This is a genomic window from Exiguobacterium sp. FD-YE-25-4 (assembly GCF_057004685.1).
On record NZ_CM168041.1, the window covers coordinates 106,501 to 121,389 of the forward strand.

General features: G+C 52.1%; 15 protein-coding genes. 6 read left to right on the forward strand and 9 right to left on the reverse strand.

The window, feature by feature from the left end; genetic code table 11:
* Window positions 1-29: 29 nt before the first annotated feature.
* On the reverse strand, window positions 30-866 hold the full coding sequence (locus tag AC13H5_RS00555) for an aldo/keto reductase (protein WP_034780397.1): 837 nt from the start codon (window positions 864-866) through the stop codon (window positions 30-32).
* A gap of 142 nt (window positions 867-1,008) precedes the next feature.
* On the opposite strand from AC13H5_RS00555, the gene AC13H5_RS00560 reads away from it, so the two are divergent.
* Window positions 1,009-1,422, forward strand: coding sequence for a hypothetical protein (locus AC13H5_RS00560; RefSeq protein WP_034780399.1), 414 nt, complete (start codon window positions 1,009-1,011; stop codon window positions 1,420-1,422).
* A 14-nt stretch (window positions 1,423-1,436) separates the two neighbouring features.
* Here the strand turns inward: AC13H5_RS00560 and ahpF are convergent, their stop codons facing one another.
* The 4 genes from ahpF to htpG form a co-directional block, all read right to left on the reverse strand.
* Entirely contained in the window at window positions 1,437-2,960 is a 1,524-nt protein-coding gene (gene ahpF, locus AC13H5_RS00565; protein ID WP_483546133.1) for an alkyl hydroperoxide reductase subunit F, read from the reverse strand.
* A gap of 12 nt (window positions 2,961-2,972) precedes the next feature.
* A complete protein-coding gene (gene ahpC / locus AC13H5_RS00570) occupies window positions 2,973-3,536 on the reverse strand; it encodes an alkyl hydroperoxide reductase subunit C (RefSeq protein ID WP_021067918.1) in 564 nt (187 codons plus the stop codon).
* A 331-nt stretch (window positions 3,537-3,867) separates the two neighbouring features.
* Entirely contained in the window at window positions 3,868-4,665 is a 798-nt protein-coding gene (locus AC13H5_RS00575; RefSeq protein WP_215190460.1) for an SRA domain-containing endonuclease, read from the reverse strand.
* 95 nt (window positions 4,666-4,760) lie between these two features.
* Window positions 4,761-6,629 (reverse strand): molecular chaperone HtpG, encoded by a 1,869-nt coding sequence (gene htpG, locus AC13H5_RS00580; protein WP_483546134.1) that lies wholly within the window; start codon window positions 6,627-6,629, stop codon window positions 4,761-4,763.
* A 279-nt stretch (window positions 6,630-6,908) separates the two neighbouring features.
* Here htpG and gloA2 point away from each other — a divergent pair, with 279 nt between their 5' ends.
* Window positions 6,909-7,289 carry an SMU1112c/YaeR family gloxylase I-like metalloprotein gene (gene gloA2, locus AC13H5_RS00585; RefSeq protein ID WP_483546135.1) on the forward strand — a complete coding sequence of 127 codons (381 nt, stop codon included), beginning with the start codon at window positions 6,909-6,911 and terminating at the stop codon, window positions 7,287-7,289.
* A 26-nt stretch (window positions 7,290-7,315) separates the two neighbouring features.
* Here the strand turns inward: gloA2 and AC13H5_RS00590 are convergent, their stop codons facing one another.
* Window positions 7,316-7,942, reverse strand: a complete 627-nt coding sequence (locus tag AC13H5_RS00590; protein WP_483546136.1) for a TetR/AcrR family transcriptional regulator — start codon at window positions 7,940-7,942, stop codon at window positions 7,316-7,318.
* 122 nt (window positions 7,943-8,064) lie between these two features.
* On the opposite strand from AC13H5_RS00590, the gene AC13H5_RS00595 reads away from it, so the two are divergent.
* Together AC13H5_RS00595 and AC13H5_RS00600 are read left to right on the forward strand one after the other, a co-directional pair.
* Complete coding sequence (locus tag AC13H5_RS00595; protein WP_034780427.1) at window positions 8,065-8,814, forward strand: SDR family NAD(P)-dependent oxidoreductase; 750 nt, start codon at window positions 8,065-8,067, stop codon at window positions 8,812-8,814.
* Window positions 8,815-9,034: 220 nt separating this feature from the next.
* Complete coding sequence (locus AC13H5_RS00600; RefSeq protein ID WP_483546137.1) at window positions 9,035-11,659, forward strand: S8 family peptidase; 2,625 nt, start codon at window positions 9,035-9,037, stop codon at window positions 11,657-11,659.
* A gap of 49 nt (window positions 11,660-11,708) precedes the next feature.
* On the opposite strand, the gene AC13H5_RS00605 is transcribed toward AC13H5_RS00600, so the two are convergent.
* The gene (locus AC13H5_RS00605; RefSeq protein WP_483546138.1) at window positions 11,709-12,035 is read right to left on the reverse strand and encodes a hypothetical protein; all 327 of its coding nucleotides are present in this window, start codon (window positions 12,033-12,035) and stop codon (window positions 11,709-11,711) included.
* A 115-nt stretch (window positions 12,036-12,150) separates the two neighbouring features.
* Here AC13H5_RS00605 and AC13H5_RS00610 point away from each other — a divergent pair, with 115 nt between their 5' ends.
* Complete coding sequence (locus AC13H5_RS00610) at window positions 12,151-12,570, forward strand: hypothetical protein (RefSeq protein WP_483546139.1); 420 nt, start codon at window positions 12,151-12,153, stop codon at window positions 12,568-12,570.
* 28 nt (window positions 12,571-12,598) lie between these two features.
* On the opposite strand, the gene rluF is transcribed toward AC13H5_RS00610, so the two are convergent.
* Window positions 12,599-13,309 (reverse strand): 23S rRNA pseudouridine(2604) synthase RluF, encoded by a 711-nt coding sequence (gene rluF, locus AC13H5_RS00615; RefSeq protein WP_483546140.1) that lies wholly within the window; start codon window positions 13,307-13,309, stop codon window positions 12,599-12,601.
* 95 nt (window positions 13,310-13,404) lie between these two features.
* Between rluF and AC13H5_RS00620 the strand changes: the two genes are divergently transcribed.
* Window positions 13,405-14,214, forward strand: coding sequence for a hypothetical protein (locus tag AC13H5_RS00620; RefSeq protein WP_214824178.1), 810 nt, complete (start codon window positions 13,405-13,407; stop codon window positions 14,212-14,214).
* Here the strand turns inward: AC13H5_RS00620 and AC13H5_RS00625 are convergent.
* Complete coding sequence (locus tag AC13H5_RS00625) at window positions 14,202-14,861, reverse strand: C39 family peptidase (RefSeq protein WP_214824180.1); 660 nt, start codon at window positions 14,859-14,861, stop codon at window positions 14,202-14,204. The genes AC13H5_RS00620 and AC13H5_RS00625 overlap by 13 nt on opposite strands.
* Between the last annotated feature and the right edge of the window lie 28 nt (window positions 14,862-14,889).

Consider the following 14,889-nt stretch of genomic DNA (forward strand, 5'->3'; position numbering starts at 1 on the left):
AAGATTGAGCCCAGACGGCTCAATCTTTTTTAGTATTCCTCGTATTCTCTTGGGTCTTGATTATCGATGCGGCCGTCTGGCTTCGTCAGGGCGTTGAGCGTCTCCATCTCGTCCTCGGTCAATTCGAAGTTGAAGACGTCGAGGTTCTCTTTTTGGTGCAACTCGCTCGACGAACGCGGGAGCGGGATGACACCGAGTTGGACGTGCCAACGCAGAATGACTTGGGACACGGTCTTGCCTTTTTGTCTTGCTAGTTCCGCGATCGTCTCGTCATGCGTGACGGTCCGGGCTCGGCTCAACGGACTCCAGGCCTCGGTGATGATGCCGCGCTCTTTGTCAGCCTGACGTTGCTCGACTTGTGAGAAGTACGGGTGGAGCTCGATTTGGTTGATGACCGGTGTCTCACCTGTCTCCTCGATTAAGCGGTCGAGATGCTCGGGCATAAAGTTCGAGACGCCGATGGAGCGGATCCACCCGTTCTCTTTCGCTTGGATGAGTGCGCGCCACGCCTCGACATATTTGTCTTGTTTCGGGTTCGGCCAATGCAACAGGAACAAGTCCCAATAGTCGAGGTTAGCCCGGTAGAGCGACTCACGAATCATCTCGAGCGCATCGTCGTAGTCGAAGTATTGTGCGCGAAGCTTCGACGTCAAGAACAGTTGCTCACGTGGAATACCCGATTGTCGGACGGCTTCCCCGACGGCACCTTCATTGTCATAGCGAATCGCCGAGTCGATGAGACGATAGCCGTTGCGAATGGCGCTTGTGATGGCATCGACGCCCGGTTCACCTCGTAAATAGACGGTACCGAGCCCGATGGCCGGAATCTCGTAGCCGTCATGTAGTTTGATTGTTGGGATGTTCATAAAATGCCTCCTCATTCAAAATCCGTTCTCTTGTCCGATATTCCACTTTCCCAGGGAATCAAACGTTTGAATCGGTCGGAGTTAATTAAAATGGAGTTGTCTATTTTCCTGTTTTTGGGATAATTGACATGAGGTGATGGGGATGAAGTGGTGGTGGATGTTCGGGATATTGGCCATTGGAGGAATGATGTTCGTCAATGAGGCTTGGTATGGAAACTCGGCGGCGTTTGGAACGGCGACCAGTATGATTATCGTGGCGTTGATTGGCCTAAAGAGTTTAGAAAACCGATATCGGATAAGAATGGGAGTCATCTTTTCATTATTGATTGCTGGAGCGATTTACTTTGGGTTGCCGAGTTATTCAGTCACCGAGGCGGAACATACTTTGAAAAGAGAACACAAGAACGTGACATATGTGAATGATCTCGGTGTATCGGACAGGGGATGGAACCCATTTCGACCGAATCGCGTCTACTTGTTTGAAATCGATTCTGGAGACAAAATCTTGTTTCTACCAGACTCGGGAGACATTATAAAAACGCGTCCTCCAATGTGAGGACGCGTTTCCTGTTAGTTGCGAATCATATAATCGAAAGCACCGAGTGCGGCAGTCGCACCAGATCCCATCGAGATGATGATCTGTTTGTAGGCGCTGTTCGTGCAGTCGCCTGCTGCGAACACACCTGGGATGTTCGTGGCGCCATGACGGTCGACGACAATCTCACCGAAGTTGTTACGTTCGACCGAGTCGAGCCAGTCCGTGTTCGGGACGAGTCCGATTTGGACGAAGACGCCTTCGAGTTCGACGTGATGCGTCTCGTTCGTCTCACGTGACAAGTACGAGATGCCGTTCACTTTGTCCCTACCCGTGATTTCTGTCGTCTGAGCGTTCGTGACGACGGTCACGTTCGGGAGGCTGTGGAGACGGTCTTGAAGCACTTGGTCGGCTTTGAGTTCGGCAGCGAACTCGAGCACCGTCACGTGTTTGACGATTCCAGCGAGGTCGATGGCTGCTTCAATTCCAGAGTTACCGCCACCGATGACCGCGACGCGCTTGCCTTCGAAGAGCGGGCCGTCACAGTGCGGGCAGTAGGCGACACCTTTGTTTTTGAACTCGGCTTCACCTGGGACGTTGACGTTGCGCCAGCGTGCACCAGTCGAAAGGATGACACTCTTACTCTTCAAGACGGCACCGTTCTCAAGTTCGACTTCGACGAGGTCTTTCTTCTCGAGGCGCTTCGCGCGCTGGAGGTTCATGACGTCGATGCCGTATTCTTTCACGTGCTCCTCCAAGCTCGCGACGAGTTTCGGGCCTTCCGTGTAAGATGTGCCGATGAAGTTCTCAATCCCCATCGTGTCCATCACTTGACCACCAAAGCGTTCCGCGACGATACCAGTCCGGATGCCTTTACGAGCCGCGTAAACCGCTGCGCTCGCACCAGCTGGGCCGCCACCGATGACGAGGACGTCATACGGTTCTTTGTTTTCAAATGCCGAAGCGTCAGGACCAGTTCCGAGTTTCGCCAAAATCTCTTCAAGTGACATGCGTCCGTTGCCGAACGCCTCGCCGTTCAAGAAGACGGTCGGGACAGCCATGATTTCTTTCGCTTCCACTTCTGCCTTGAACGCACCACCGTCGATCATCGTGTGTGAGATGTTCGGGTTGAGGACGCTCATGACGTTGAGTGCCTGGACGACGTCCGGGCAGTTATGGCAGCTGAGGCTGATATACGATTCGAAGTGGTACGTGCCTTGAATGTTTTGAATCTGTTTGATCGCATCCGCGTCCACTTTCGGCGCCCGGCCGCTCACTTGGAGCAACGCGAGGACGAGTGACGTGAACTCGTGACCGAGCGGGATTCCTGCGAAGACGATTCCTGTCTCTTCAGACGGACGGCTCACGCTAAAGCTCGGTGTGCGTTCGAGCGTGACGTTCTCGACCGAGATGCGTGACGACATGCTCGCGAGTTCGTTCACGAGGTCGAGCATCTCTTTTGAGACCGCGTCGTCTCCAGCGCTGACACGGAGGACGACATCGCCCTCCATGAGCTGGAGGTATTGGTCCAACTGTTGTTTAATATCTGCTTCTAACATGAAATCCGCTCCTTACAACTTGCCGACGAGGTCGAGGCTCGGGCGAAGTGTTGCAGATCCTTCTTCCCATTTCGCCGGGCAAACTTCGCCTGGGTTGTTGCGGACGTATTGTGCCGCTTTGACTTTGTTAACGAGTGTGCTCGCGTCACGGCCGATGCCGCCTGCGTTGATTTCAACTGTTTGGATGACGCCGTCTGGGTCGATGATGAACGTACCGCGGTCAGCAAGGCCATCTTCTTCGTTCAAGACGTCGAAGTTACGTGAGATTGTGTGTGATGGGTCACCAATCATGATGTACTCGATTTTACCGATTTTCTCTGATGTTTCGTGCCATGCTTTGTGCGTGAAGTGTGTGTCAGTCGATACTGAGTAGACTTCGACGCCGAGGTTTTTAAGTGTCGCGTATTCGTTTTGAAGATCTTCAAGTTCAGTCGGGCAGACGAATGTGAAGTCAGCTGGGTAGAAGCAAACGACGCTCCATTGACCTTTGAAGTCGTTGTCTGATACTTCGAGGAATTCACCTGTTTGGAATGCTTGTGCTTTGAAAGGTAAGATTTCTTTGCCGATTAATGACATGGGATATGTCCTCCTTGGTTTTTTACTCTAGTGGGATTCTATCTCTACTAGAATAATTATAATGTAATACTAACTTCATATAACCCGCCAAAAATGTCAAGGCGTTTGCATGCTTGGTAAAAAGTTGATATATCAACGGTAAATGGATAATACGCATGGTAAAAGGGAAGAAAACGGTTACAATATAAATGTGAGTTTGTTTTCAATAACCTATGCAAAAAAAATAAAACCTTACTCATAGATATAGATTTGCTGAAGAAATGAACACATGATTCTCGTAATAAATCGTCACATTATCAATTACAAATAAAAAACCTCAATCTAAAGCAGATTAAGGTTGTTGAATCTTATTGATGATATGTTGATTAAATTCTACTCTGTCTATACCTTTATGCAGGCGAGCGTGACAGTTCGGACAAACTGCTACGACTTGATCCGGTTGCGATAAGCCATCATCGGATTCTTTATAGAGCGAGTGGAGCTCGAGATAAGGTCCGTTTTCCGTTTCAAACGGAGCTGGTTGCCCACAAGCTTCGCAACAGTTATTGGCACGAGCCAGCACATAATAAAGAAGCGCTGCTGTTTGTTCGCGAACTTGTAGCTTTCGTGCGGACATACTTAAGCCGGTGGCTCGTTTGGGATCGCGTGATGCAATTTCCTCTAACTCTTCAATCGGTTTATAACGCATCGTCGATGAGAATTGATGGGCCTCTTCCTGAATCACGTGTAACGGTTCAAAAGCAAAGACGATGACTTCTCGTTGATTATGATATTTATCAATTCCAAATTGAATATCGAATCCAATTAAAATGAGTTGATCGACAAAGCGATAAGTCCCTCGTCCGAGTGATTCAAATAAATAAACGTCTTCGCCGTTCTCTACATGGTTAAGGAGCGCTTTGTTGCCGAACGAGAACGATTGATTTCCTTCCTGTCCTTCTCCGCTGTAATAATAGAGGCCATCATCTTCGTTCCAACCATTTTTGTATCCAAACTCTTCGTCCATTCCACTATCGAATATAAAGATAAGTTTATGTTTGTTGGGTGTACTAATCCCTCGTTGTCGACTTCCGCCATACCGATCATGGAGTTCCGAACGTTTGTACAATTTATTTTTTTCGAACAGCATACGACACCTCATCCCCAAAAAATTCATCTATATAAATTGTATCACGTCTCTCACTGAATAAACGAAAAAGACAGAGGACACCCTCTGCCTTTCCATTACTCCGCCATCAACGCGCACACCGCATTCGAATAGGCGACCGGGTCTTCAATCGGTAGTCCTTCGATAAGGAGCGCTTGCTGATAGAGCAAATCGGTATACTGTTTCGCTTTCGCTTCGTCTTCCTTATAGATGCGCTGTAACGTCTGGAAGATGGCGTGATCGGCGTTCACTTCAAGCACTTTTTCGGCTTTCATGCCGCCGCCGTTTGGCATCGTATTCAAAATCTTCTCCATCTCGATTGAGACGTCGCCGGCGACCGTCAAGCAGACCGGATGTGACTTGAGGCGTGTCGATGCGCGCACTTCTTTAACACGGTCGCCCAGTTCTTGTTTCATGAAGGCAAACAAGTCCTTGTTGTCCTCGTTGAGGGAATGGGCCGCCTCGTCATCGAGCCCGAGGTCACCGCTCGCGATCGACTTGAACTCTTTGTCGTCATACGACTGGAGCATCTTGATGGCGAACTCGTCGATTTCTTCGGTGAAGTAGAGAATCTCGAACCCTTCTTCTTTCAAGCGTTCCGCCTGCGGCAACAGGTCGATCCGATGAATCGATTCACCCGTCGCGTAATAGATGTACTTTTGATCGTCTTTCATGCGCTCGACATACTCTTTGAGCGAGACGAGCTTGTTCTCGTTCGACGAGTGGAACAGGAGCAAGTCTTTCAACTCGTCCTTGGCAGCGCCGAACTGGTCGTAGACGCCGAACTTGATTTGACGGCCGAACGACTCGAAGAACGTCTCGTAATCCTCGCGCTCGTTTTGGAGCATCTTCTCGAGCATGCCTTTGATTTTCGACTTCACGTTCTTGGCGATGACGCGAAGTTGGCGGTCCTGTTGCAGCATCTCCCGGGAAATGTTGAGCGATAGGTCTTCCGAGTCGACCATCCCTTTGACGAAACCGAAATAGTCCGGGAGCAGGTCAGGCGATTTCTCCATGATCAAGACGCCATTTGAATATAGCTCGAGTCCTTTCTCGAACTCTTTCGTGTAATAGTCGAACGGGACCGTCGATGGGAGGTAGAGAATCGACTGATACCGGATGGAACCGTCGACGTTCAAGTGGAGGTGTTTGAGCGGCTCGTCGAAGCCATAGCGTTTCTCGTGATAGAACGTCTTGTAGTCTTCGTCCGACAGCTCGCTCTTCCGTTTGCGCCAAATCGGCACCATGCTGTTGACCGTCTCTTCTTCGACGTAGTCCTCGTACTCTTCCGAGTCTTCTTTTTGACGGTGTTTCGTCACGTCGAGCTTGATCGGATAGCGGATGAAGTCCGAGTGCTTCTTGATGAGCGAACGGATCTCGTACTCTTCGAGGAACGTCGAATACGTCTCGTCGTCCGTGTCGGTTTTCACGTGCAACGTGATCTCAGTCCCGATGTCGGTCTTGTCCGTCGGCTCGATCGTGTAACCGTCCGTGCCTTCTGATTCCCACAAGTAACCTTGTTCGCTGTCGACCGAGCGGGTACGGACCGTCACGCGGTCGGCGACCATGAACGCCGAGTAGAACCCGACACCGAATTGACCGATGAGGCTGTGATCTTCTTCCATCTTCGTCGCCTGCTTCATCGCGAGCGAACCGCTCTTGGCGATGATCCCAAGGTTTGACTCGAGCTCGTCGTCCGTCATCCCGATTCCGGTGTCACGGATGGTGATCGTACGAGCGTCCTTGTCGAGCTCGACTTTGACGAAGTAATCATCTTTGTTGAAGTCGATCGCCTCGTCCGACAGGGCCCGGTAATACATCTTGTCGATGGCGTCACTCGCGTTCGAGATGAGCTCACGGAGGAAGATGTCCTTATGCGTATAGATTGAGTGGACCATCAACTCTAAAATTCGTTTCGATTCGGCTTGAAACTGTTTCTTTGTCATGATCGTTCTCCTTTTTATTTGTTCGATTTTGGCACTCTATCAATAAGAGTGCTAACACTATTGATTATCCTAATTTTTAGGAAGATGTCAACCCGATTCAAACAAAAGATTGACGCGGGGGCCAGATTCGCCTATAGTTGAGTACATGCGATGAGCTGGTCTATGTAAGACGGCGGACATTCCTTCGGGAGCACGTTGTGGAGCGTGGTTCGACGCGGTAGACTTTTCGAGAGCACCTCTAGTGAGAGGTGCTCATTTTTTTGTATATGGGGGATTTTTATGGAGTTACATACAATCCATCACGTGGCGATTATCGCCTCGAACTATGAGCAGGCGAAGCGGTTCTACATCGATATCCTTGGTTTCGACGTCATCCGCGAGCATCATCGTCCGGACAAAGGCGATCACAAGATCGACCTGCGGCTCGGCGCGTACGAGCTTGAGCTGTTCATCAAACCGGATAGCCCGAAACGGCCGAGCTTCCCGGAGGCGTGCGGGCTCCGTCATCTCGCCTTCAAAGTCGACGACATCGAGTCGGTCGTCGCCGAACTGAATACGCACGGTGTCACGACGGAACCGATTCGGTTTGACACGTTCACGGGCGAGAAGATGACGTTCTTCTTCGACCCAAACGGTCTGCCACTCGAGCTACATGAATAAAGCCCCTTCACGCGAAGGGGCTTTCGTTATGGCCGCACATATGATAGGAGCATCTCTCGCAACACCCGTTGTTGGATGTGCGGTTCGATATCGTCCTCTAAATAACTGATGTGAGACTTCAAAATGATATTGTTGCCGAACGTCCCGAACGCATTGATGACGGTGACGACGGTCGTTTTCACGTCGATGTCGCCTCGAAGTGAGCCGTCCGTCTTCCCATGCTCAATGAGCGGTTCGAGCGTCTCCATAATCTCGCGCTGTAGTCCGATGTAGTTATCGATTCCGGGAAGGGGACTTACGACGAACGAGGCATAACTCTCGAACGCTTCACGGAAGCGAGAGTGACTCGTCCGTTTCATTTGTTGGTCGAGCAAATAGTCAATGATTGCCTCGAGTCGCGAGTACGCATCTCCCGTCCGGCTCGTCAATTCCTTGAACGCGTCGAGCGTCGGTGCCAAGTTACGGACAGCTGCTGCGACAATCAACTGATCTTTTTTCGGGAAATAGCGAAACAGTGTCGCGACCCCGATTTCGGCGGCGTCAGCGATATCCTGCATTTGGACGCGCTCGAATCCGTCTTTCAGAAACAGGATTTCAGCCTGACTGATGATGCGATTTAATCGTTCTTCTTTGTTTTGTTGACGTTTACTCATATCATCACCTCTTTGTTCTCTTGTCATTATAACGCTTTGAAGCAGTTTCGTTGAGAATCGAATGTGCATCGACTACTATTATGATAGTTAGACTATCATAATTTAAGATTGGAGCTGGAACAATGCGGTTAACGGGGAAAGTAGCGGTCATTACAGGGGCAGGCAGCGGTATGGGTGAAGAGACGGCCAAACTGTTCGCACGCGAAGGAGCGACGGTTGTCGCGACAGACATCAATGTAGACGCGGTGACACGTGTCGTCGAAACGATCCGGGCGAACGGAGGAGAGGCGCTCGCACTTCAGCACGACGTCACTTCGCGCAGTGATTGGGAAAGAATTTATGATGAAGTGCAATCGGTGTGCGGGAAGCTTGATATTCTCGTCAACAATGCGGGCATCGCGCTTGCAAAACCGTTCTTGGAACAGACCGAGGACGACTGGTCACGGACGTATCGAATCAATATCGATGGCGTCATGCTCGGGACGCAGTATGCCATCCCGCTCATGGAGCAAAATGGCGGCGGTTCAATCGTCAACATCTCGTCAATCTCGGCGCTCACCGGTATGGCCGGGGCAGGTGCCTATACGGCTTCAAAAGGGGCCGTTCGCTCACTTACGAAGGCTGCGGCCGTCGATTACGGGAAGCACAATATTCGCGTCAACTCGGTCCATCCGGGCTATATCGTGACGCCGATGAGCGCGCCGCACATGGAGCACCCGGACTATAAACAGCATTTCCTGAATCAAATCGCTTTGCCGAATCTCGGTCAGGCGGGGGAAGTGGCTGCGGCTGTCTTGTTCCTTGCATCGGACGAGGCGAACCACATCACCGGAATCGAACTACCCGTCGACGGGGGTGTCACGGCCAAATAAGAAAAATCACTTGTCCAGGTCAGAGGAATCCCTCTGGCCTTTTTCATATTATTTTTCGAAAAAACCATATTAGAGATAGACAAATTGAGCGTTTCCTAAAATAATGAAATGAAGTGATTTTTTGGAGTTAATTGTTGGAACCTTCAAGCCATTATCTCGTATACATGAATTGACGGATCCGTCGGTCGTAGCTATGGACATGTAGAAATGAGGAAAACAGATGAAAGCAACATGGAAACAAGTATTATCATTCGTCACGGTGCTCATGCTCGTCTTGGCCTTGATCCCGCCCCACGTGAGCGCGGATGCAGGAGCGGGCATGCAAGATGCGAAGACGCTCAGCCCGGGAGTGGAGGTCGCGTTTGAGACTGGGACGGACGCAACGAATACATATTGGTTCAAGATGGAGCGGGGTGCCCCGTCATCGATGACACATATGGAAATCCAGTTCGAGTCAACAAAACTCGCGAACATCTCGGTCTATCCGAGCGCCGACATGGCAGCGAAAGATGAGACGTTCGAACAATATCGTTCGAGCGCGACACAAGAGGAAGAACAACAGACGGCGACGCTTCGTCTCCCGTATGCATGGGAAGGCCCGTACTACATCAAAGTGGAGTACCTTCCAATGACGGAAGACGCGGAGGAGGCCGCTGCGTCTGACATCAAGCTCGTCTACAACCCGGTCAAATTGCCGGTCAAATATGAGAACATCGAGACTGAGGCCGGCATGTGCGCCGTCGAGTCGATTTTGAATCCGACGCCGGAGCGCGACTCGATGTTGAAGCTTATCCGTCGCATTCAGACGGAAGTGTTGTCGCAATCTGAGGCCGGGAACGATTTGGCCGCCTTGTACTATCGCACGTCTCCGTACTTGATTAAAGCGATTGTGAAAGACGGAGCCAAACGTCAACAAGCGTACAATGATTTGAAGGCGCTACAGCCACTCATGAACGCGCTCGTCGACCGCAAGGCGTACACGCTCACGAAAGCGGATGAGGCTGCCATCAAGAGCTTGCAGGCCTTCGTGACGACAAACGTCCCGACCGCGTTACAGGCAGAAGTAAACAAAGTAGCAGCCACACTCGGCAGAGGTACACTTGCCGGGACACCGCTTCAAGATGTGATGGTCAAATTCGGAGTATCGATTGAAATTGATGATGCCCCGCGTTATATCGTCAAATACAAGTCGTCACCGAGCAAGTCGATCGGGAAGATGAACGCATTGTCGAACGTCTCGGCAGAGCAGATCGATATCGGTCGCCCAGGTGACCACTTCGCGGTCGTCGATGTCGAGTCGGCGAGCACGAAAACGCAGGCGACGGCCAAGACGACGCTCGAGCGTGACACGAACGTCGAATTCATCGAGCCGGTCCAGACGTATCAAGCGTTCATGGCCGACACGAGTTACGACTATCAATGGTCACTCAACTCGAAATCGGTGTTGCAGCCATTCCAGGAAGCTGGAATCGGAATCGATGCGTATGAGGCTCTCAAATTGCCGGTCCGTTCGGTGAAAGTCGCCGTCCTCGATACGGGTGTCGATTATCGCCTCCTTGATTTCAAAGGACGTGTCGACATCGCCAACGAGAAAAATTTTGTCGACCCGAACGGGGAAGGCAGCGCGCTTGACGATCACGGACACGGGACACACGTAGCCGGCGTCATCGGTGCGATTCAAAACAACGGGACATCGATGCGCGGGATGATGCCTGCTGTCTCGATTCTCCCGGTCAAAGTGCTCGACGCGAGCGGTTCTGGGGATACGGAACAAATCGCGCTCGGAATCAAATATGCCGTCGATGCCGGTGCGAAAGTCATCAACATGAGCCTTGGCGGCAGCGAGAGCCGGACGATCGGCTACATGTTGAAGTACGCCTATGACCGCGGTGTCGTCGTCGTGGCGGCAACGGGGAATGATGGCGATTCAAGTCTCTCTTATCCAGCTTCATCGAAGTATACGATTTCGGTCGGTGCGACGAACACGTTCGGCATCGTCTCGGATTACTCGAACTATGGCTATGGGGTCGATGTCGTGGCGCCGGGCACGAAAGTCGCGAGTCTCGTCCCGAACGGAAACGTCGTCTATATGGACGGCACGAGTATGGCGACGCCACACGTCTCGGCTGTCGTTGGATTACTGCTATCGACACGTCCGGCACTCAAAGTCGAAGAGATTCGCCAGTTGCTCCATCGTACGGCAGAGCCGCTTGCTTTCTCTGGCGGGGATGCGACAGGTGGGATGAGCTATGAAGACGGCCTTGATTATTTCATGGAAGACTCGGAGGAAGAACTTCCGTTCAACTATGACTACATCAGCGGCTATGGCAAGGTCAACGTGCACCATGCGGCTTCGATGCTACGTCTCTACGCCAAGCCAGGCGTCGTCCGTGACAATTCGACGGTATTTGCTGCTAGCGTGCAGAGCGGGACGACAGTGACGGTCTATAACGGCGAGAAACGTCTCGCGACCGGAACGTCGAAACAGGCTCGTGTCGCATTGAATATCGGAGCTCAAAAAGAAGGCACGGTTCTCCGGGTCGTCTATAGCAACGGGAAGCTCGCCTCGAGCGAACGCCTTCTCGTCGTGAAAGGTGCCCGTGCGAAACAACCGACCGTCTCGACACCACGTGCGAACGCGAAGCAAGTATCGGGTCGCGCGGATGCGGGAATGACGGTCATCGTCCGAGACGCGAAGCGCCGCGTCATCGGGAAAGGGCCGACCGGCCTCACGGGAACGTTCGTCACGAAGACACGCACCCTTAAAAAAGGGGAGCGCCTCTCGGTCCACATCGAGGACGCGAAAGGTCGCGCGAGTCAGATGAAACACGTCGTCGTCAAATAAGTACACATGAAACAAGGAGTTCGCCGCAGCGAACTCCTTGTTTTGCCTTCTACTCGAGGATACCGAGGAGCTCCATGACCAATAAAACGAACAGTCCGGAGCCGAGAACGGCCGCGAAGAAGACGAGCACGGCGTACTCTTTTTGTTTCAAGATGGCCCACCATCCGGTCACGAACGCTCCGAGCCCAAGGACGAAGAATGTGGTCATGTAGCTGAGCCGTAGCATGTTCGCGGCGTTGTTGCTCCAAAGCGTCGAGTGGAAGGTCGTATCGAAGTTATCGAGCAGGAGGAACGGCACGTACATGGCGAGGAACAAGCCGATGAGGATAATCGACCACTTGCCGACCGAGGTGCGTGGGAACAAGGCGCCATTCATGACGATTCACCTCTTTTCGTTACAAAATCATCTGTATAGGACTATTCCCGTTTTGGCGAAATGTTGACGGATTTCGTTGAAACGACATGATATATTCGAAATGAGAGAGTGAGGGATGGCTATGATCGAACAGTTCAAGATGAGACGTGTTTGGGAGGATGCGCTCGAGATGAATGTGGCATTGACGTTAAAAGCAAAATGGTGCGAGGTCACGGTGGACGAGTATGTCACCGCATCCGATATCGAAGCGCTCGTCTCCACGTTATCCGCGTTCAATGCACGAAATGGGAAGTCGCCCCAGACGTGGAGACTCAATGTTCCGCTCGTCCACGTCTCCTTGACCTTCGAACTGGCGAATGCGAGAGGGACCGTGCAAGTCAACGCCGTGGTCGAACAAATGAAAGGCGATGGGGGAGACATGAACGCGTCCTTCTTGTTCGAGACGACGATGGGGCAACTCGATGATTTGAGCGCTCAACTCAAACGTTTCATCCGTCGTGAGACCGACCATGTCGACTCGCTCCGACCAGAATAAAGCAGCCTGAGACGTCTCAGGCTGCTTTTCAGTACCATTCTTTCGGTTCGTAATTCAATTCGCGGAACAACTGCTCGCGCTCTTTCTTCGATAGGTCGCGCCATTGTCCTGGCGGGAGCTTGCCGAGCGTGATGTTCATGACACGCACGCGTTGAAGTCGGTATACTTCGTAGCCGAGCGCTTCACACATGCGACGGATTTGGCGGTTGAGTCCTTGCGTCAGCGTGATGTTGAAATCGAACTTCGACAGTTGGTGGACTTTACATGGCAACGTCTTCTGGCCGAGGATTTTCACGCCGGCTTCCATCTGTTCGACGAACTCCGGGGTGATCGGCTTATCGACCGAGACGATGTATTCTTTCTCGTGCTCACCCTCTGCGCGAAGGATCTCGTTGACGATATCACCGTCGTTCGTCATCAAGATGAGCCCTTCCGAGTCTTTATCGAGACGGCCGATATTGAAGATGCGGAGCGGGTGGTTGACGAGGTCGACCAAGTTGCCTTTGACTTTTTTCTCGGTCGTGCTCGTGATGCCGACCGGTTTATGGACGGCGATATAGACGTTGTTTCGTGCGACACGCGCGGCCGAACCGTTGACGAGCACTTCGTCTCCTGGGCTCACTTGGTCCCCGATTTTCGCTTTCTTCCCGTTGATGGTTACCCGTCCTTCTTCGATGAGGCGGTCGGCTTGGCGGCGGGACGCCTTGCCGGATTCACTGATAAATTTGTTGATACGCATAGATCCACGTCCTTTTTTGGCTTCGTCCTCTCACTATAACGTATTTTAGAGGTGCCTGAAAGCGGGAAACGACCGAGTAGAGAGGATGTGGCATGATGGAGCAGGCACGTTTGCTATTGCAAGACGCGATACGATTTCAACAAGCGCTCATGACGTCGTCGTTTCAGGCAGAGCTGATTGATGGGGCGTCCCCGGTTCTATGGTACGGGCGACCGACGGAGGAACAATGGCTCACCGTCGGGACAAACCCGTCGCGCGGCGAGTTTTTCGAACGGGACGGTAACGTCAGAAGCGGGGAGTCGCAAAAATTTTATTGGCGTGACCAATCGCTCGATGCCTATCTTCAAGACGAAAGGGCGCACGAAGCGACGCTTGAACACGCCGCGGCCTATTTTGAGGCCGGACGAGCGACGACGAGTTGGTTCGGCAAGCGGAATGGAGCGAAACTGGAAGCGTTGCTTGAGGGCATGGGGCGCTCATTTTATGACGAATCCGCGCTCCATGTCGACTTCTTCAAATATGCGACGTGGCGTCAGATGGGCCGGTTGCGGACGGGGCGACAATGGATGGAGCACCCGACGTCACTCGATTTGCTGGAACGGACAATTCGTTATGTGAACCCGTCTCGTCTGATTGTCCTTGGGCGGGACAACTGCGCGTCGTTTGAAGGATTCACTTACAGTGAGCGAATCGAGGCGTATCCGAGTGCCCGGTTCGAGCTCGGTTATCATACGACGCTCGGTGTCCCGATGGTCGGACTGCATTTCAAACCATCCGAAGTGTTCGTCGGTCTCGGGAACGGTCGAGACGTATTCGGACTCCATCACGGTTCGTACGCGAAGCGAGACCATCTGATTCGAATCGGGGCAGCCATCGAGACGAGCGCTCGTCGTTATTTTGCCTGAACGTCAAGCTTTGGCGGATGGACGCGCGTGATGCTGCCCCAAAAGTTGAACTCGTTGAAATCGATATAACGGACGTCACGTACCCGATTATCGAGCACCTCGAGCAAGATGACGTCGGGAAAGCCGGGTTTACGGAAGATGATGTACCCGATTCCGGTCACAGAGTGATTTTTATAGAACCCGTTCGCCATATTCAAGATGAAGGGACGGTCGGCCGCGAGTTCGCGCTCGAACGTCGACCATTTCCATAGATAACGTGAGCTGCTATGCCCTTTGTAGCCGTAGTGGGCCCATAGTTTCGTGACGATTGTCGCGATGCGGGTCGGGGGTGTGCCTTTCTCGTCTTTGAACTGATGGGCGAGGGCGATCGCGCGGGCATCCTGTTGAATCTCGAACACGTCCTCTGGGATTTGGTCATAGCCTTGGTCACGGTAATAACGAAAGACAGCCGTCATCGAAGTGAGCGTACAATTGTTTTTGCCGCCGTTGAACGTTTTTTGCAGGAGCGCCGGAACTCCTTCAATCCGCTTTTCGGTTTTGATTGTCCAATGGCCATGATAGCGGTCGTTCACGTAAGCCACAGGGTCGACGATCCCGGCATAGCCTTTTTTCGCGACCTCGAGCTGACCTGCGTAATGATGTTCCATGACGCACCTCCTTTTCCTTTAGTATACA